Annotated in this window: 19 protein-coding genes; 9 read left to right on the top strand and 10 right to left on the bottom strand. The window is 73.4% G+C overall.

Annotated features, from left to right (window positions below; genetic code table 11):
- Positions 1-57: 57 nt before the first annotated feature.
- A complete protein-coding gene (locus ACIRPX_RS19020; RefSeq protein WP_404195535.1) occupies positions 58-1,356 on the bottom strand; it encodes an ABC transporter substrate-binding protein in 1,299 nt (432 codons plus the stop codon).
- The gene (locus ACIRPX_RS19015) at positions 1,325-1,915 is read right to left on the bottom strand and encodes a hypothetical protein (RefSeq protein WP_404195532.1); all 591 of its coding nucleotides are present in this window, start codon (positions 1,913-1,915) and stop codon (positions 1,325-1,327) included. The genes ACIRPX_RS19020 and ACIRPX_RS19015 overlap by 32 nt, the downstream gene beginning before the upstream one ends.
- A 135-nt stretch (positions 1,916-2,050) precedes the next feature.
- On the opposite strand from ACIRPX_RS19015, the gene ACIRPX_RS19010 reads away from it, so the two are divergent.
- The 3 genes from ACIRPX_RS19010 to ACIRPX_RS19000 are packed head-to-tail and all read left to right on the top strand — an operon-like array spanning position 2,051 to position 5,906.
- Entirely contained in the window at positions 2,051-2,530 is a 480-nt protein-coding gene (locus ACIRPX_RS19010; RefSeq protein ID WP_404195530.1) for a hypothetical protein, read from the top strand.
- Entirely contained in the window at positions 2,530-5,199 is a 2,670-nt protein-coding gene (locus tag ACIRPX_RS19005; RefSeq protein ID WP_404195527.1) for a branched-chain amino acid ABC transporter permease/ATP-binding protein, read from the top strand. The genes ACIRPX_RS19010 and ACIRPX_RS19005 overlap by 1 nt, the downstream gene beginning before the upstream one ends.
- A complete protein-coding gene (locus ACIRPX_RS19000; RefSeq protein WP_404195524.1) occupies positions 5,196-5,906 on the top strand; it encodes an ATP-binding cassette domain-containing protein in 711 nt (236 codons plus the stop codon). The genes ACIRPX_RS19005 and ACIRPX_RS19000 overlap by 4 nt, the downstream gene beginning before the upstream one ends.
- Here ACIRPX_RS19000 and ACIRPX_RS18995 read toward each other — a convergent pair.
- The gene (locus ACIRPX_RS18995; RefSeq protein WP_404195522.1) at positions 5,806-6,489 is read right to left on the bottom strand and encodes a transglycosylase family protein; all 684 of its coding nucleotides are present in this window, start codon (positions 6,487-6,489) and stop codon (positions 5,806-5,808) included. The two genes, ACIRPX_RS19000 and ACIRPX_RS18995, sit on opposite strands and share 101 nt — an antisense overlap.
- A 113-nt stretch (positions 6,490-6,602) precedes the next feature.
- Positions 6,603-7,283, bottom strand: a complete 681-nt coding sequence (locus ACIRPX_RS18990) for a transglycosylase family protein (RefSeq protein ID WP_404195520.1) — start codon at positions 7,281-7,283, stop codon at positions 6,603-6,605.
- 535 nt (positions 7,284-7,818) lie between these two features.
- Here ACIRPX_RS18990 and ACIRPX_RS18985 point away from each other — a divergent pair.
- Positions 7,819-8,598, top strand: coding sequence for a hypothetical protein (locus tag ACIRPX_RS18985; protein ID WP_404195518.1), 780 nt, complete (start codon positions 7,819-7,821; stop codon positions 8,596-8,598).
- Between the two features lie 74 nt (positions 8,599-8,672).
- Positions 8,673-9,062 (top strand): hypothetical protein, encoded by a 390-nt coding sequence (locus tag ACIRPX_RS18980; RefSeq protein WP_404195516.1) that lies wholly within the window; start codon positions 8,673-8,675, stop codon positions 9,060-9,062.
- 57 nt (positions 9,063-9,119) lie between these two features.
- Here the strand turns inward: ACIRPX_RS18980 and der are convergent, their stop codons facing one another.
- The 5 genes from der to aroH all read right to left on the bottom strand — a co-directional run bounded on the left by der (position 9,120) and on the right by aroH (position 13,586).
- Complete coding sequence (gene der, locus ACIRPX_RS18975; protein WP_404195514.1) at positions 9,120-10,598, bottom strand: ribosome biogenesis GTPase Der; 1,479 nt, start codon at positions 10,596-10,598, stop codon at positions 9,120-9,122.
- An 80-nt stretch (positions 10,599-10,678) separates the two neighbouring features.
- Entirely contained in the window at positions 10,679-11,266 is a 588-nt protein-coding gene (locus ACIRPX_RS18970) for a lysophospholipid acyltransferase family protein (protein ID WP_404195943.1), read from the bottom strand.
- A gap of 53 nt (positions 11,267-11,319) precedes the next feature.
- The gene (gene cmk / locus ACIRPX_RS18965) at positions 11,320-12,006 is read right to left on the bottom strand and encodes a (d)CMP kinase (RefSeq protein ID WP_404195512.1); all 687 of its coding nucleotides are present in this window, start codon (positions 12,004-12,006) and stop codon (positions 11,320-11,322) included.
- A gap of 135 nt (positions 12,007-12,141) precedes the next feature.
- Complete coding sequence (locus tag ACIRPX_RS18960) at positions 12,142-13,227, bottom strand: prephenate dehydrogenase (RefSeq protein ID WP_404195509.1); 1,086 nt, start codon at positions 13,225-13,227, stop codon at positions 12,142-12,144.
- The gene (gene aroH, locus ACIRPX_RS18955) at positions 13,224-13,586 is read right to left on the bottom strand and encodes a chorismate mutase (protein WP_404195507.1); all 363 of its coding nucleotides are present in this window, start codon (positions 13,584-13,586) and stop codon (positions 13,224-13,226) included. Before aroH ends, ACIRPX_RS18960 begins: the two co-directional genes overlap by 4 nt.
- Positions 13,587-13,845: 259 nt before the next feature.
- On the opposite strand from aroH, the gene ACIRPX_RS18950 reads away from it, so the two are divergent.
- Genes ACIRPX_RS18950 through ACIRPX_RS18935 form a run of 4 tightly spaced genes read left to right on the top strand, consistent with a single transcriptional unit; the run spans position 13,846 to position 16,296 of the window.
- The gene (locus tag ACIRPX_RS18950) at positions 13,846-14,517 is read left to right on the top strand and encodes a hypothetical protein (RefSeq protein WP_404195505.1); all 672 of its coding nucleotides are present in this window, start codon (positions 13,846-13,848) and stop codon (positions 14,515-14,517) included.
- Between the two features lie 28 nt (positions 14,518-14,545).
- Positions 14,546-15,130, top strand: a complete 585-nt coding sequence (locus tag ACIRPX_RS18945; protein WP_404195502.1) for a DUF6529 family protein — start codon at positions 14,546-14,548, stop codon at positions 15,128-15,130.
- Positions 15,127-15,537, top strand: coding sequence for a Rieske (2Fe-2S) protein (locus ACIRPX_RS18940; RefSeq protein WP_404195499.1), 411 nt, complete (start codon positions 15,127-15,129; stop codon positions 15,535-15,537). Before ACIRPX_RS18945 ends, ACIRPX_RS18940 begins: the two co-directional genes overlap by 4 nt.
- 21 nt (positions 15,538-15,558) lie before the next feature.
- Positions 15,559-16,296 (top strand): DNA polymerase beta superfamily protein, encoded by a 738-nt coding sequence (locus tag ACIRPX_RS18935; RefSeq protein ID WP_404195496.1) that lies wholly within the window; start codon positions 15,559-15,561, stop codon positions 16,294-16,296.
- Positions 16,297-16,405: 109 nt separating this feature from the next.
- On the opposite strand, the gene ACIRPX_RS18930 is transcribed toward ACIRPX_RS18935, so the two are convergent.
- A complete protein-coding gene (locus tag ACIRPX_RS18930; RefSeq protein ID WP_404195493.1) occupies positions 16,406-16,540 on the bottom strand; it encodes a hypothetical protein in 135 nt (44 codons plus the stop codon).
- Between the last annotated feature and the right edge of the window lie 3 nt (positions 16,541-16,543).

Here is a 16,543-nt window from a genome sequence, read left to right as displayed (position 1 = left end):
GTGCTGCCCTGTCAGACCCGCGGCCCGGCCCTTTGGTTGCGTTCCGTGCCCGCGGATCTACGGCCGGTAGGGCAACTGGGGCACGTCGAAGCAGGTGCTGTTCATGTCGCCCTGGGACACCCAGCCCCTGCCGTCGCGCCAGCGGGCCACCGACAGACACGTCCTGCGGTGCTGCGGCGGCTCGGCCAGCCGCTCGAAGGTGACCGGGATCAGCAGTCCGTCGGCGGTGTAGCCCTCGCTGCGGTTCATGAAGGCGTCGACGCACGCGCGCGTGATGCCCTCGCGCGCGCAGGACTCGGCGGCGTCCGTGAACCACATGCCGGCCGCCCAGCCCTCCAGCTGCCACTGGGAGTGCGTCCTCAGACCCTTGGTGGCGTCCCGGAACCGCCGTACGGCCGCGTTGCCGGTGTCCTGGTAGTTGCGGCTGGAGCCGGTCGCCCAGAGGGCGTTGCGGCAGCGCGGGGAGTCCTTGTAGTCGTCGGCGACGGTGGACGTCCAGTTCTGCACGTTGGTGACCTTGGCGGTCACCTTGGCGCCGACCTGGTCCATCGCCCTGCACAGCTGGGCGTTGCCGTGCGTGTCGATGGCGTCGAAGACCAGGTCGGCGCCCTGCTGCTTCAGGTCGGCGGCGGCGGCACGGAAGTTGGGCAGCGCGAAGTCGACCTCCTCGGGGACCACCTTGTAGCCCTCGGCCTTCAATCCCTGTTCGACGAGGCGGGCGTAGGCCGCGGACGACGCCTGGTTGTACGACACCACGGCCGCCGTGCGGGCGCCCTTCTCGCGTTTGAAGTAGCGGTAGACCTCGGTGCCGCCGTACAGCTTCCCGTTCCATCCGGGGGTGCCGTCGCGGGGGGCGAGGCTGCCGTAGATGCCGTACAGGTGGGGCCAGGTGTCGTAGGCCGCCCCGATGGGCTGGCCGCCGATGTCGGGCACGCCGGCCCGTGCGACGCGGGAGGCGCCCGCGTAGTCCAGGGCCGTGGTGGCGACCAGGGCGACCACCTTGTCCTCGTCGATCAGCCGGTGCACGCAGGTGTTGTTGCCGACGCCGCTGCCGCCGTCGTCGCACTCGCGCACCTCGACGGGGCGGCCGCCGACGCCTCCTTCCGCGTTGAGCCGGTCGAACCACGCCTTGGCGCCGTCGCGCGGGCCGGTGAAGGCGTCGCCCCCGACCGGGCTGGTGGCGCTCGTGACGATGCCGACGCGGATGGGCGCGGCACTGCTCGGCGCGGGCGCGTTCGTCCGGCCGTCGTGCTCGAAGTCGCTCTGCGGCAGCCGGCTGCCGCAGGCCGTGCCCACCAGGAGCAGCAGCACCGCGGCCGCGGTCTCAGCAGCCCGGGAGCGCCGAAGCCGAGGCATTTCCGCTCATGCCCACCAGTGCGCACAGGGTGTTGACGGAGACCTTCCAGGTGCCGTCCTGCTCGACGGCCGTCCCGGAGGCGTTCGGCAGCGCGGTCGCGCCCTTCAGCGTCAGGTCGTAGGTCACGGTGGCCCGGGTCGGCGAGGTGAACTCGACCTTCGTCACCGTGGCCTGCACCTCACCGCCGCGCTGGTCACCGCCGAAGGCCTGCATGACCGGGGCCATCCTGTCGCCGTTCTCCAGGACCGCCTGCTTGTCCCTGGTGGAGGTGGCCGGGTCGAAGAACTTCTTCCAGTTCTGCCGGATCTCCTGCGTGGCGGCCGCGGGATCGGCCGGTGCCGTCGCCGGGGCGCTCGTCGTCCTCTGCACGGACGGAGTGGGGGGCGTGCTCGCGCTGCCGCCGCCGCTGTTGTCGCTGCACGCCGCGAGAACGGGAGCGAGGACGAAGACCAGGGCGGCCAGCGCCGCGGTGCCCCGGCCCGCCGTGCCCCGGCCCGCCGCCCGTGGGGCGCGCCCCCCGCCCGCGTTCCCCCACCTGAGGTCGCTCCCGAGAACCATCTGGCTCACCACCGGGTGTCGGTCCGGGCAAGGTGCGCCCGGTGCTTTCAGGGTCAGCTTCCAGAGGGCATAGTGCAAGCCATTGGCTGACATGGACAGACACATGCACCAGAACGCGACGTGTGGGAGCCAGTGATGCGGACAGGCCGGCTGCGGAGTGTGCACCCCGTGCTGTGGGCCGGCTGGGCCGCGCTCGCCGCGGGCGCCGTGCTGTGCGTCATCGGCTGGTACGGCATCTCCGGCGAGCGCTACGCCGAGCGCCAGCTGCCCTACCTCGCCTCCTGCACGGTCCCCGGCGCCGCGCTGATCGTCGCCGGGGCGGTACTGCTCACCCAGGGGCGCAACGCGCTGGCCGCCGCGCGCGTGGAGGAGCTGTACGGCCTTCTGGTCGCCGCCGGTTCCGCCGAGGCCGAGGAGTCCGGACCGGCCGCGGCCGCGCTGCCCCTCGCGGTCAGCGGCGACCTGCTGATGGTTCCGGGCGGCACGCTCTGGCATCGCGCGGACTGCCCGCTGGTCGCCGGGAAGGTGGAGGCCGTGCCGGTGGACACCAAGCTGATCACGAGCGGCGAACTGGGCCCGTGCCCGATCTGCGAACCCACCGGCGACACCGACTGATGTCCTCGCTGACCTACGACCTCACCCTGGCCGGCCTCTCCGTCGGCAGCGCGGCCGCGCTCACCGGAATCGGCCTGATCGTGACGTACCGCGCGACCGGCGTGCTGAACTTCGCGCACGGCGCGATCGCCATGGTGTGCGCGTACGTGCTGCGCCAGTGCGTGGTCGAGTGGGGGTGGCCGCTGTGGCCGACCGCGGCGGTGACGCTCGTGTTCCTGGCTCCGGGGATCGGCGTGGCGCTGGAGCGGTTCGTCTTCCGGCCGCTGGCGGTCCTCGGCGGCGATCCGGCGCAGACCCTCGTCGCCTCCATCGGGGTCTTCGTGCTGCTGGTCGGCGGCGCGGCGGTGCTGTGGGGGCAGGGCGCGCGGGACGACGCGCCGGAGCTGGTGCCGGCCGACCCGTGGGGGCAGCTGGGCGTGGCAATGCTGCTCGCCGTGGGGGTGGGGGCGGTGATCCGCTGGACACGGTTCGGCACGGAGCTGCGGGCCGTGGTCGACGACCGGCAGCTCGCGGTGCTCGGCGGGATCGACGCGGACCGGGTGGCGGCCGCGGGCTGGGCGTTCGGTTCGTTCACGGCGGGCCTGACGGGCGTGCTGCTGGCGCCGTACGTCCGCCTCGACCCGTACGGTCTGCCGCTGCTCGTGATGGAGGTGGTGGCGGTCGCGGTGGCGGCGCGGATGCGCAGCCTGCCGGTGGCCGTCGCCGTGGCCCTGGGGATCGGGGTCGCGCAGAGCCAGCTGACGCGGCTGCACCCCTCCGGCTGGGCCGAACCCCTGCTGCAGGCGGTGGGCGCGAACCTGTTCGTGGTGGCCCTGCTGGTCGCGGCCCTGGCCCTCCCCCGCGTCGGCAGCCGCGACGCCCTGCCCCGCACCGCCTCCGCGCGCGTGCCGACGCCGCAGGGTGCCTGGATAGTGGCGGTCGTCCTCTTCCTGCTGCCGCTCGGCTTCGCCGGCCCCGACCTGCACACGTCCGTCCAGGTGCCGGCACTGGGCGTGGTGCTGCTCTCGCTGGTGGTGGTCACCGGCCGGGGCGGCCAGATCTCCCTGGGGCAGGCGGCGTACGCGGGTCTGGGCGCCCTGTTCACGGCGCTGCTCGCGGCGGGCCGCATCCCGGGACTGCCCCGCCTGCCCGAACTGGCCGCGCTCGCCGCGGCGGTGGTCCTGGTCGCCCCCCTCGGCCTGCTGACCGGCTGGCCGGCGATCGGCCGCCGGGGTCTCGCCCTCGCGCTCGCGACGTTCGCGGTGGGCGTCGGCGTGAGCCGCTTCGTCTTCGCCCAGCCGTACGCCACCTCCGGACTCGCGCTGGACCGCCCCGCCGGCTTCGACGGCGACCGCGCCTACTACGTCCTGGAACTGGTCGTGCTGGCGGCCGCGTCGCTGGCGATCCGGGCGCTGCGCCGGGGCCGCACGGGCCGGGCCCTGGCGGCCATGCGGGACCACGAGCCGGGCGCCTCCGCCGCGGGCGTCCAGGTCCCCTCGCTCAAGCTCCTGGCCTTCGTCTCGGGCGCCGCGCTGGCCGCCCTCGGCGGCGGCATGCTCGGCATGGGCGTACGCGCCTTCGACCCCACCGCCTTCGACCCGGTCCGCGGCCTGCTGTGGTTCGCCGCGGTGGTGGTCCTGGGCGCCGACAGCACCCTGGGCGCCCTGCTGGCGGCGGCCTTGCTGGTGGGTCTGGACGCGGGGGCGCGCGGCGGTGTGGCGGCGGCCCTGATCGGCGTCCTGGCGGTCCTGGTCGGACGGTTCCCGGGGGGTCCGTACGAGGCGCTGCGCGCGGCGGCGGAACGCCTGCGCCCGCGCAGGACGGCGACGCTGACGCCGACGGGGTCGCGCGTGCGCGGGAGGCTGCGACCGGCGGCCGCCGACGGCGCCGGGCCCCCACAAGGGCCACCCGCGCCCGGCGTCGAAACGAGTACGGGTGACGCGGGTGGGAGCACGGGCCCGGCCGAAGCCCGGGTGCACGACCGCGCACCCGCGCCGGCTCTCACCGCCCGAGCCCTGCGCGCCCGCTACGGCACCTTCACCGCCCTCGACGGCGTGGACCTGGACGTCGCCCCCGGCCGTGTCACCGCGATCGTCGGCCCCAACGGCGCGGGCAAGAGCACCCTGTTCCACTGCCTCGCCGGCACCCTGCGCCCCACCCACGGCCGAGTGGCCCTCGGCGGACGCGACATCACCCGCCTGCCCGCCCACGCCCGCACCCGCCTCGGGATCGCCCGTACCTTCCAGCAGCTGGCCGTCTTCCCCTCCCTGACCGTCGCCGAGAACGTCCGTGTGGGCGCCGAACAGGGCCGCCTGCGCGACCCGGCGGCCGTGGACCGCGCACTGCGGCTCCTGGCCCTCGACGGGCCGCTGCGGTCCCTGCCCGCCGCCGGACTCCCCACCGGCACACTCCGCCGCGTCGAACTCGCCCGGGCCGTGGCCGGCGGCCCCCGCGTCCTGCTGCTCGACGAACCGGCCGCCGGCCTCGACAGCGCCGAGGTCACCGCGCTGGCCCGCCTGCTGAAGGCGCTCGCGGCCGACGGCACCGCCCTCCTCGTCGTCGAGCACGACCTCGACCTGGTCGCCGGCCTCGCGGACGTCGTGCACGTGATGACGGCGGGCCGCATCGTCGCCTCGGGCCCGCCCGGTCAGGTGCTCGACGCCCTCGGCACCACGGGGGCGGAGGCATGACCCTCTCGCTGCGCCACGCGCGCGTGCGCTACGGCCCCCTGGAGGCCCTGCACGGTGTCACGCTCGCCGCCCCCGGCCCCGGCCTCACCGTCCTGCTGGGCCGCAACGGCTCCGGCCGTACGACGGCCCTGCGCGCACTGGCCGGCACGGTGCCGCTGTCCGGCGGCGCGGTGGTGTGGGACGGCGTCGACGTCAGCCGGATGCCGGCCTTCGAGCGGGCGCGCCGCGGACTGTGCCTGGTCCCCGAGCGGCAGGCGGTCTTCGGCTCCCTGACGGTGCGCGAGAACCTGGAGCTGACGGCCCGCGACCACGCCGCCGCCCTGGACGCCTATCCGCAGCTGGTGCCGCTGCTCCCGCGCCGCGCCGGCACCCTGTCCGGCGGCGAGCAGCGCATGCTCGCCCTCTCCCGCGCCCTGCTGGCACGCGCGCGCGTGGTGCTCGCCGACGAGCCCGCGCAGGGCATGTCGCCGGCGGTGGCGGCGCGCACGTACGAACTCCTGGGCGCCCTCGACGCCTGCGTGGTGGTGGCCGAGCAGCGGCTGCCGCCCGGCCTCCGGCGCCGCCCCGGGGTGCTGGTGTACGAACTGCGCCGGGGCGCCGTCGTGTTCAGCGGCGAGGCGCGGGAGCGGGAGCGTCGGCCAGGGGCGGGCCGAACTCCGCGCGGGCCCGGTGCGGCTCCGGGCCGCCGTCCGGGTCCTCCGGGGTGAGGGGCAGCGCCTCGGGGGCGCCGGCGCTCATCTCGTCGTCGGGCCGGTGGAGCCCCGGCAGACCGCCGTGGAGGCCGAGCAGTTCCACGATCGACGCCAGCGTCCGGCCGGGCCGCGCGGTGAGCTTGCGCCCCCGCAGCCGGTACCGGTCCGCACACACGGGCCAGGAGTTCCAGCCCTGCTCGGCCAGCACCTTCTTGGCGACGGCGATCTGCTCCTCGCGCGAGGCGAGGTCCGCGCGGGCGGCGAACCTCAGCCCGCCGAACGCCTTCCAGGTGGACTGCGCGAACTGCAGGCCCCCGTAGTAGCCGTTCCCGGTGTTGGCGTGCCAGCGCCGGCCGCTCTCGCACTCGGCGAGGCAGCCCCATGGCCAGTGGTCCTTGGCGCAGCCGCGAGCCGCACCCGCGGGAAGGACGCGCGGAAGCGGGGACGCGGGTGCGGCCCGGGCGGCGGGAGGGGCGAGGAGGCCGGCGAGGGCGGCGGCCAGGACCAGTGCGATCGGCACGCCGGGCCTGCGGATGCGACACCTGCGGAGCGTGCGGTGCCTGCGGGGCGTGCCGTACCTGTGGTGCGTGCGCAACATCGGCCCAAGGTAAGCACTGGGCGGCCCGTGACCGCTCCGGCGCGTCCGCGGCGCCGAAGGGCCCCACCCGGTCGGACGACCGGAAGGGGCCCGTGCCCGGTGAGGGAAGCGGCTCAGAGCTGGAGCTGCTGCCCGGGCACGATCATGTCGGGATCACCGCCGACGACGGTCCTGTTGGCCGCGTACAGCTTCTGCCAGGTGGTCCCGTGCCGGGCGGCGATCCCGCTCAGGGTGTCGCCCGGGCGCACGGTGTAGTCACCGCGGGAGGAGCCGCGGCTCACGTGGCCCGTCGGGCGTGCCGGCGCCTTCGACGGCTTCTTCGACGGGGCTGCCTTGGTGGTCTTCGGGGTCTTGGCCGACTTGGTGGTCACCGGGCCGGAGGAGGCCGGCGCACTTCCGTACGCCCCGGCCCGGGCCGAGCAGACGGGCCACGCGCCCCAGCCCTGGGCGCGCTGGACCTTGCCCGCGACCGCTATCTGCTGGCTCTTGGAGGCCTTGTCGGCGGTGGGGGCGTAGGCCGCTCCGCCGTATGCGCGCCAGGTGCCGGCGGAGAACTGGAGCCCGCCGTAGTAGCCGTTGCCGGTGTTGATGTGCCAGTTGCCGCCGCTCTCGCACCGGGCGATGCGGTCCCACACGCCGTTGTCGGCAGCCGCGGCGTTACCGGTCGCGGCCAGCAGGCCGAGCGGGGCGGCGAGCAGCGCGGCCCCGGCGAGGGCCGCCGTCGTACGAGCCGGCGTTCTGCGAGCGTTGTCGTGACGAGCGCTGCCGTGCGTGGTATCGGCACATTCGGACATGAAGTTCCCTCTCGAACAACCCGGGGTCCCCCGGGCCGGGCGTGCCCTCCCCCTCACCTGAGTGGTCGTCACGCCAGGCCCCGTCCGCCGGAGGTGATGCCGAGCCGTTGTGTCGTGGCCGGCGGACGTACCCGAGCGGTGCTCGTTGCACACGGCGGAGGAATCTAGAGAGCCTGTCGAGCCGTCAGCAACCAACTCCTTGTCATTCCAGGCCAGTTCGCCGTTACCGCTGGTATCAGCTATTTCCGGCCACCCACTTCATTCGCCGATTTCGGGATTTGTCGGTCTGAGAACCGGACGATCTGTGACTCACCTCACGAAACCAACTTCCTTGGATTTCCGCGGACTTGACGGTGAGTGCCCGATTCCGCACCTGCGGTGACCCTGTGCGTCGGATGGTTCGATTCCGTTCGCCGTCGGGCGTGACTCCCGCCACAGATCACCCGTTGTCTTCTGCATGAGCCCGGGCCCACCCGGTTCACGGGCCGGGAGCCACCCGGCCCCGCCGCGCACCACGACCCCGAGGGAGCCACCCGTGCCGCGCATGCTCGACGTCAGCGACCAGGTACGCGCCGAGATCGGCGACGAAGAAGCCGACCGGCTGCTCGCCGGAGAGAACCCGGGCAGTTACGACTGCACGTCCTGCCGCACCCCGGGCGACTCCGAACAGGAGCGCACCAGCACCGTCCTGTTCATCGGCGAGGAGACCGCCGTCCTCGCCTTCGCCCACGCCACCTGCCTGCCCTCACAGGTCGTCCAGGTCACCGAGGAGCAGCTCCAGGGCGCGGTCCGCTCCATCTCCGGCAACACCGTGGACATGGACCCGGCGCAGGCGGTCCCGGAGCAGGCCGTGCTCGGCGTGACCAGCGGACTGGTCCTGATCTCCGACGAGTTGTACCCGGCGCTGGTCGTCGAGCCGACCGGCCCGATCGTGCGGCCCGGCACCACGGGGGCGGGCGACGACTTCCTGCCGCTGCTCATCGAGCAGGGCTTCATGCCGCTGACCGAGCTGGCCGAGGTGCCGCCGGTGCTGCACGGCTGGTCGGTGCTGCTCGCGATGGGCCAGCTGCACGCCGTGCTCCAGCCCGGCGGCAACGGCGGGCAGCCGGTGGCGTGGTGGCAGGCACATCAGCCGCTCCAGGTCACCGAGGGCTGGCGGGCCGCCGCCAACAAGCTCCAGCAGGTGCTCCTGTTCGCCGCTCCGGTGGGCTCCATCGGGCGCCAGCCCCGCGAGGACCTGCTGCGGGACGCGCTGGACAAGGCGGCGGCCAACGGCAAGCTGGTCGGTGTCGCCATGCCCCTCGCCGGGACGTGAGTGCGCCCGGCGCGTGCGCCCGACGAGGCCGGTGCTGACCGCATCCCCTGAGGTCCGGGGTCGTTTGGACATACGTGCACCCATACGACGTTCCCCGCCGCCAGTCCCTCCAGCCGATTCCGTCCGCGCGGTCGGCCCAGGACGTCCCGGGCGGCCCTTCGGCCACGCCCATCTACGACGCCCTCTACGCCGAGTACGTCAAGTCCTTCCGTACGCTGCCGGGTGACCGCAGCGGCGAGGAGGAGCTGGGGTTCACCGCCTTCGGGAACATCCCGCACGGCGCGGGGATGTACACCAGACACCGGCCGGGCTCCTTCAGCAGCTCCTACAGCGCCTACAGCGCGGGAGCCGTCAGCGCCCGGCAGCAGTCGCAGTGGCAGCGCATCGGACCGGCCGGGCAGCAGACCACGGGGCTGCACCACCTGCCGGCGGCACTGCCGCCCGGCCCGCGCGGCGTCCACTGACCTCACGGACAGGGTGAAGGGGCGGTCCCGGCCGGGACCGCCCCTTCACCCTGTCCGCTACTTCTTCCTGCCGCGCTTCTCACGCACCCGCACCGAGATGTGGATCGGCGTGCCCTCGAAGCCGAACTCCTCGCGCAGCCTGCGCTCCACGAAGCGCCGGTAGCCCGCCTCGATGAAGCCGGAGGCGAACAGCACGAACCGCGGGGGCTTGGTGCCGGCCTGCGTGCCGAAGAGGATGCGGGGCTGCTTGCCGCCGCGGATCGGGTGGGGGTGGGCGGCGACCAGCTCACCGAGGAAGGCGTTCAGCCGGCCGGTGGGCACGCGGGTCTCCCAGCCCGCGAGCGCCGTCTCGATCGCCGGGACCAGCTTCTCCATGTGGCGGCCGGTCTGCGCCGAGACGTTGACCCGGGGCGCCCAGGCGACCTGGCCGAACTCGGTCTCGATCTCCCGCTCCAGGTAGTAGCGGCGCTCCTCGTCGAGGGTGTCCCACTTGTTGTAGGCGATGACCATGGCGCGGCCCGCGTCGACGGCCATGGTGACGATCCGCTGGTCCTGGACCGAGATGGACTCGGAGGCGTCGATCAGGATGACCGCCACCTCGGCCTTCTCGACGGCCGCGGCGGTACGCAGCGAGGCGTAGTAGTCCGCGCCCTGCTGGAGGTGGACGCGCTTGCGGATGCCGGCCGTGTCGACGAACTTCCAGGTGACGCCGCCGAGTTCGATGAGCTCGTCGACCGGGTCGCGGGTGGTGCCCGCCAGCTCGTTGACGACGACGCGCTCCTCGCCCGCCACCTTGTTGAGCAGGGAGGACTTGCCGACGTTCGGGCGGCCGATGAGGGCGATCCGGCGGGGGCCGCCGATCCCGGTGCCGCCGAAGGTCTGCTCGGGGGCGTCGGGCAGCGCCTCCAGGACGGCGTCCAGCATGTCGCCGGTGCCGCGGCCGTGCAGGGCGGAGACCGGATGCGGCTCGCCGAGGCCCAGCGACCACAGGTAGGCCGCGTCCGCCTCGCCGCTCGGTCCGTCGACCTTGTTGGCGGCCAGCACCACGGGCTTGCCCGCCTTGCGCAGCAGCCGTACGACCGCCTCGTCGGTGTCGGTGGCGCCGACCTTGGCGTCGACGACGAACACGACGGCGTCGGCGGCCTCGATCGCGTACTCGGCCTGCGCGGCCACGGAGGCGTCGATGCCGAGGACGTCCTGCTCCCAGCCGCCGGTGTCGACGACCTTGAAGCGGCGGCCCGCCCACTCGGCCTCGTAGGTCACGCGGTCGCGGGTGACGCCGGGCTTGTCCTCGACGACCGCCTCGCGGCGGCCGATGATGCGGTTGACCAGGGTCGACTTGCCGACGTTCGGGCGGCCGACGACGGCGAGGACGGGCAGCGGCCCGTGACCGGCCGCCTCGATGGCGCCTTCCACGTCCTCGAGGTCGAAACCCTCTTCCGCGGCGAGCTCCATGAACTCCGCGTACTCGGCATCGCCAAGTGCTCCGTGGTCGTGCTCTTCGGAAGAGCCCTCGGAGTGGATGTGGTCGTTCATGAAGTCCGTACCTCGTTCATCGTGGTGGTCGGTGGATCACCCGGGTCTCCCCCGGGGGCTGATCCACTACTCAGTGTCGCCTAGCGGCTGGTGAGCCGCCTGGCGTTTTCCAGGTGCGCGGTGAGCTGCTTCTGGATGCGCTCGGTCGCCTCGTCGAGCGCCCTGCGCGTACGCCGTCCGCTTCCGTCGCCCGCCTCGAAGGGGTCGCCGAAGACCACGTCGACGCGGCTGCGCAGCGGAGGCAGCCCCTTGACCAACCGTCCGGGCCGCTCCGAACTTCCCAGCACGGCGACCGGGACGACCGGGGCGCCGCTGCGGACGGCGAAGTAGGCGAGCCCGGCACGGAGGGAGGCGAAGTCGCCCTCGCCGCGGGTGCCCTCCGGGAAGATGCCGAGGACGCCGCCCTCGGACAGCACCTCCAGGGCCTGGGTTATGGCCGTGCGGTCGGCGGCCGAACGGTCCACCTTCAGCTGGCCGATGCCCGTCAGGAACGGCCCCAGCGGCCCGACGAAGGCCTCCTTCTTGATCAGGAAGTGCAGCGGCCGGGGTGAGACGCCGAGGACCATCGGGCCGTCGATGTTGTGCGAGTGGTTGACGGCGTAGATCGCCGGGCCGGTCGCCGGCACCTTCCAGGCGCCGAGCACGCGCGGCCGCCACAGGCCGTACATCAGGCCGACGCCGATGCGCCGCCCGACCTCGGCGCCCTTCTCGGAGGGAGCAGTCACTTCCCGGCCCGCTTCTCCTCGACGAGGGTGACGACGCACTCGATGACCTGGGCCAGCGTGAGCTCGGTGGTGTCCACCTCGACCGCGTCGTCCGCCTTGGCGAGCGGCGAGGCCTTGCGGGAGGAGTCGGCCGCGTCGCGCTTGATCAGCGCCTCGCGGGTGGCGTGCACGTCGGCTCCCTTGAGCTCGCCGCTGCGGCGGGCGGCGCGGGCCTCGGGAGAGGCGGTGAGGAAGATCTTCAGATCGGCGTCCGGCAGCACGGTCGTACCGATGTCACGGCCCTCGACCACGATGCCCTTCTCCGCGGCGGCGGCCACCGAGCGCTGCAGCTCGGTGATCCGGGCCCGCACCTCGGGCACCGCGCTGACCGCGCTGACCCGGGAGGAGACCTCCTGGGTACGGATCGGTCCGGCCACGTCCACGCCGTCGACCGTGATCGTCGGGTGCGCGGGGTCCGTACCGGAGACGATCTCGGCCTTGCCGGCCACGTCGGCGATCGCCGACGGGTCCTCGACGTCGATCCCGTTGGTCACCATCCACCAGGTGATCGCCCGGTACTGGGCACCGGTGTCCAGGTAGCTCAGGCCGAGCTGCGCGGCGACGGCCTTCGACGTGCTCGACTTGCCGGTGCCGGCGGGGCCGTCGATGGCGACAATCACGGGCTGGGCGGCGCCGTTTTCCACGGGGGGACACCTTCCTGGTGCGGTGGGGCGAGTGGTGGGCGGGGAGCGAGGGCGCCCCGCACCAGGTTACTGGCTAGCCGGCACCCTTCTTACAGGCGGATGATCCGGGTGATCACCCGGCCGGCGTGGGCCCGCTCACTGCCTGATCGCCCAGCCCCGCTCGCGCAGCGCCGCCGTGAGGACCGGCGCCGCCTGCGGCTCCACCATCAGCTGCACCAGGCCCGCCTGCTGGCCGGTCGCGTGCTCGATGCGCACGTCCTCGATGTTGACCCCGGCCCGCCCGGCGTCGGCGAAGATCCGGGCCAGCTGACCGGGCTGGTCGTCGATGAGAACGGCCACGACCTCGTACGCCCGCGGCGCGGATCCGTGCTTGCCCGGGACCCGCACCTGTCCGGCGTTGCCGCGCCGCAGCACGTCCCGGATGCCGGATGTGCCCTCGACCCGCTTGGCCTCGTCGGAGGACTGCAAGGAGCGCAGGGCCCGGACCGTCTCGTCGAGGTCGGCGGCGACGTCGGAGAGCAGGTCGGCCACCGGCCCGGGGTTGGCGGACAGGATGTCGATCCACATCCGGGGGTCGGAGGCGGCGATCCGGGTGACGTCCCGGATGCCCTGGCCGCACAGGCGTACGGCCGCCTCCTCGGCGTTCTCCAGCCGGGCCGCCACCATGCTGGAGACGAGGTGGGGCATGTGGGAGACCAGGGCGACGGCGCGGTCGTGGGCGTCGGCGTCCATGACGACCGGGACGGCACGGCAGTGGGAGACCAGCTCCAGGGCGAGGTTCAGCACCTCGGTGTCGGTGTCCCGGGTGGGGGTGAGCACCCAGGGGCGGCCCTCGAAGAGGTCGCCGGTCGCCGCCAGCGGGCCGGACTTCTCACGGCCCGACATGGGGTGCGTGCCGATGTACGCCGACAGGTCCAGGCCCAGCGCCTCCAGCTCGCGCCGCGGCCCGCCCTTGACGCTGGCCACGTCCAGGTAGCCGCGGGCCACGCCCCGGCGCACGGCGTCGGCCAGCACGCCGGCCACATGGGCGGGGGGCGCGGCGACGATCGCGAGATCGACGGGCCCCGCGGGCGCCTCGTCGGTGCCGGCGCCGAGCGCCGCGGCCGTACGGGCCTGCTCCGGGTCGTGGTCGGCGAGGTGGACGACGACGCCCCGCTGGGACAGGGCGAGGGCGGCGGACGTGCCGATGAGCCCGGTGCCGATGACGAGCGCGGTCCTCACTGGGCGATGTCCTTGCGCAGAGCGGCGGCGGCGCCGAGGTAGACATGGGCGATCTCCGCGCGGGAGCGGTCGGACTCGATGTGCGCGAGGACGCGCACGACGCGCGGCATGGCGCCCTCGATGTCCAGCTCCTGCGCGCAGATCAGCGGCACGTCGACGATGCCGAGCTTGCGGGCGGCGGCCGCCGGGAAGTCGCTGTGCAGATCGGGCGTGGCGGTGAACCAGATGCTGATCAGGTCGTCCGCGCTCAGGGCGTTGCGCTCGAGGACGGCGGTGAGCAGGGCCCCGACCTGTTCGTCCATGTGGCCGGCCTCGTCCCGTTCCAGTTGGACGGCTCCCCGGACCGCTCGTACCGCCACGGCTTGGCTCCTTGCTGTGCTACGGATCGGCTCTACGGCCCTTCAGCCTAGTCAAGCCCGCGGCGAGCGGGTGGGCGGCGCCCGCCCGCTGAGACGGGAGGGCGTCCCGCACCCCGCTCGCCGCGGGCAGCGGAGACCTGGCCGATGTCACCGGACCGACCCGATTCCGTCACTGGGCGACAGGCGCCCCTGTGCGCCTCTTTACGCCGGGCGCCCGGTCCGCTCTGATGGCAGGACACTCGCCTCGGGGGAGGCCCGTATGAAGCGTCCTGGACCGCTGCTCACGTTGCTCGCGGGACTGCTGCTCGGCCTGTTCATGCTGATTCTCAATACGACGACCGGGACGGAGACGGCCTCGTCCACGGACCGGAAGCAGCCGCCGGCCGCCTCGGCGCCGCCGGCTCCGACGAAGTCCGGCGCGTCACCGAAGCAGTCGCCGAAGCCGTCGCCGTCACCGTCCGCGGTGGCCGACGCAAGTTACGCCGGTCGCACGGACGACGACTCCTCCGCCGTCTCCGTCTCGGTGCGCGACGGCAGGGCGATCGCGTACTTCTGCGACGGGCACTCCAAGGAGTCGTGGCTGAAGGGCGACGTCAAGGACGACGGCACCATGCGGCTGACCGGCACGGACGGCGCCGAGCTCAACGGCACCGTGAAGGAGAACAAGCGCATCCGCGGCTCGGTCGACATCGGCGGCGGGCACTACGCGTTCACCGCCGACAGGGCCAGGAAGCCGTCCGGGCTGTACCGGGCGACGGCCACGGTCCGCGGGGCGAAGATCGACGGCGGCTGGATCGTCCTGCAGAACGGCAGGCAGGTCGGCGTCGTCACCCGGGACGCGAAGCCCTCGGCCGCACCCGTCATCGACCCGCGGACGGGTGCGGTGACGGTCGACGGGCAGCAGCTCACCGCCCGCCCTGTGACCCCCTGACACCTCCGCCCGCCCCAGGGAGCCGACCATGACCGTCGACCCGAACGCCGCCACGCAGAGCTTCCCGCCCCCGGAGCCGGCCCGCCGGGCTCCGGGCGCCGCCCGCTACCTCGTCCCGGCCCTGGTGGCCGCCGCGGTCGCGGTCGGCCTCGGGGTCTACGGCCGGACGCACGACCCGGCCGGGACCGCCTTCAACATCGCGGGCTTCAGCAGCACGGGCGCCGTGAAGTCGTGGCTGGCGACGACCGCGTTCTTCTTCGCGCTCGTCCAGCTGGTCAGCGCCTTCATGGTGTACGGCAGGCTGCCCGGCCCGCGCTGGGCGCCGAGACTGCACCGCTGGTCGGGACGGATCGCCTTCGTCGTGGCCGTCCCGGTCGCCGTCCACTGCCTGTACGCGCTGGGGTATCAGACGTATGAAACACGCGTCATGGCCCATTCCGTCCTGGGTTGTTTCTTCTTCGGTGTTTTCAGTGCAAAGATGCTGCTGCTCCGTTCGGAGCGGCTGCCGGGCTGGTTGCTGCCGCTCGTCGGCGGACTGGTCTTCACCGCGCTCACCCTCATCTGGCTGACCTCGGCCCTCTGGTTCTTCCGTACGTTCGGAGTGACGACATGACCCACCGCTCGACCCGACGCACGGTCCTCCTCGCGACGGGCGCGGCGACGCTCGCTGCGGGCTGCAGCCAGTACGGCAGCGGCAACGACTCGGGCTCGTCGTCCGTGCAGGCCTCCGGCGGGCAGGAGCTGGCGAAGACGGCCGACATCCCGGTCGGCGGAGGCAAGATCTTCAAGGCCGAGAAGATCGTCGTGACGCAGCCGAAGAAGGACGAGTTCAAGGCCTTCTCGGCGATCTGCACCCACCAGGGCTGCACGGTGAGCACCATCGCGGACGGCACCATCGACTGCCCCTGCCACGGCAGCAAGTACCGCATCGCGGACGGCTCGGTGGCGGGTGGTCCGGCGCCGAAGCCGCTGCCCGAGCAGCAGATCGACGTGCAGGGAAATTCGATCCGGCTGGCGTGAGGCGCCGCGTACGCTCCCGGCATGCACCCCGAGACCCTGGTACGCGACCACACGATCTACGCCTGCGTGATGGGTTCGCGCGCCTTCGGTCTGGCGACGGAGGACAGCGACACCGACCGGCGGGGCGTGTTCCTCGCGCCCACGCCGCTGTTCTGGCGCCTCGCGAAGCCGCCGAGGCACGTCGAGGGGCCGGGCGAGGAGCAGTTCAGCTGGGAGCTGGAGCGCTTCTGCGAGCTGGCCCTGCGCGCGAACCCGAACATCCTGGAGTGCCTGCACTCCCCGATCGTGGAGCACGTCGACGACACCGGCCGTGAACTCCTCGCGCTGCGCGAGGCGTTCCTCTCCCGCCGGGTCCACGAGACCTTCACCCGCTACGCGCTCGGCCAGCGCAGGAAGCTGGAGGCGCACGTCCGCCGCCACGGCCACCCGCGCTGGAAGCACGCCATGCATCTGCTGCGCCTGCTGATGAGCTGCGGCGATCTGCTGCGCACGGGCGAACTGACGATCGGCGCGGGCGACCGGCGCGCGTCGCTGCTGGCCGTCAAACGCGGTGAGGTCCCCTGGCCCGAGGTCGAGTCCCGGATGAACCGGCTGGCGGACGAGGCGGACGAGGCCGCCCGCCGCAGCCCGCTGCCCGAGGAGCCGGACCGGCGCCGCGTCGAGGCGTTCCTCGTCCGGGTCCGCCGCTCATCGGCACTCCAGCCGGACGCGTACGAGGAAGTCGTGCAGGGCGTCGTGGACGGTGGCGGCCGCGGGTAGCGCCGAGGCGGCCTGCGCCTCGCCCAGCACGACGTGCAGCCCCTCCACGTCACCCCGCACGCGGGCGTGACCGCGAACCCCTGCCAATGGTCGGCGTGATGACGAACGGTCACATCGGGGGCTGGGAGTTGAGTTCGCGGTGCGCGTCGGTTTCCTCTCGACGCCGTCCCGGTCCCACATCCGCGACCGGGTCCGGCTGGGCGGTGATCACCGGTGTGAGGTCGACGGCGGGGGCGTCGGTCATCGC

Origin of the sequence: Streptomyces sp. NPDC101225, from assembly GCF_044767585.1 — a bacterium.
Lineage (GTDB): Bacteria > Actinomycetota > Actinomycetes > Streptomycetales > Streptomycetaceae > Streptomyces.
The sequence above is the reverse complement of the archived record's forward strand: the minus strand, read 5'-3'. Positions and strand labels throughout refer to the sequence as shown.

What these genes read in the sequence shown, in the direction of transcription:
- ACIRPX_RS19020 (WP_404195535.1), bottom strand. Translation starts at nt 1,356, where the DNA reads ATGCCTCGGCTTCGGCGCTCCCGGGCTGCTGAGACCGCGGCCGCGGTG.
- ACIRPX_RS19015 (WP_404195532.1), bottom strand. Translation starts at nt 1,915, where the DNA reads ATGGTTCTCGGGAGCGACCTCAGGTGGGGGAACGCGGGCGGGGGGCGC.
- ACIRPX_RS19010 (WP_404195530.1), top strand. Translation starts at nt 2,051, where the DNA reads ATGCGGACAGGCCGGCTGCGGAGTGTGCACCCCGTGCTGTGGGCCGGC.
- ACIRPX_RS19005 (WP_404195527.1), top strand. Translation starts at nt 2,530, where the DNA reads ATGTCCTCGCTGACCTACGACCTCACCCTGGCCGGCCTCTCCGTCGGC.
- ACIRPX_RS19000 (WP_404195524.1), top strand. Translation starts at nt 5,196, where the DNA reads ATGACCCTCTCGCTGCGCCACGCGCGCGTGCGCTACGGCCCCCTGGAG.
- ACIRPX_RS18995 (WP_404195522.1), bottom strand. Translation starts at nt 6,489, where the DNA reads ATGTTGCGCACGCACCACAGGTACGGCACGCCCCGCAGGCACCGCACG.
- ACIRPX_RS18990 (WP_404195520.1), bottom strand. Translation starts at nt 7,283, where the DNA reads ATGTCCGAATGTGCCGATACCACGCACGGCAGCGCTCGTCACGACAAC.
- der (WP_404195514.1), bottom strand. Translation starts at nt 10,598, where the DNA reads ATGAACGACCACATCCACTCCGAGGGCTCTTCCGAAGAGCACGACCAC.
- ACIRPX_RS18970 (WP_404195943.1), bottom strand. Translation starts at nt 11,266, where the DNA reads ATGTACGGCCTGTGGCGGCCGCGCGTGCTCGGCGCCTGGAAGGTGCCG.
- ACIRPX_RS18950 (WP_404195505.1), top strand. Translation starts at nt 13,846, where the DNA reads ATGAAGCGTCCTGGACCGCTGCTCACGTTGCTCGCGGGACTGCTGCTC.
- ACIRPX_RS18945 (WP_404195502.1), top strand. Translation starts at nt 14,546, where the DNA reads ATGACCGTCGACCCGAACGCCGCCACGCAGAGCTTCCCGCCCCCGGAG.
- ACIRPX_RS18940 (WP_404195499.1), top strand. Translation starts at nt 15,127, where the DNA reads ATGACCCACCGCTCGACCCGACGCACGGTCCTCCTCGCGACGGGCGCG.
- ACIRPX_RS18935 (WP_404195496.1), top strand. Translation starts at nt 15,559, where the DNA reads ATGCACCCCGAGACCCTGGTACGCGACCACACGATCTACGCCTGCGTG.
- ACIRPX_RS18930 (WP_404195493.1), bottom strand. Translation starts at nt 16,540, where the DNA reads ATGACCGACGCCCCCGCCGTCGACCTCACACCGGTGATCACCGCCCAG.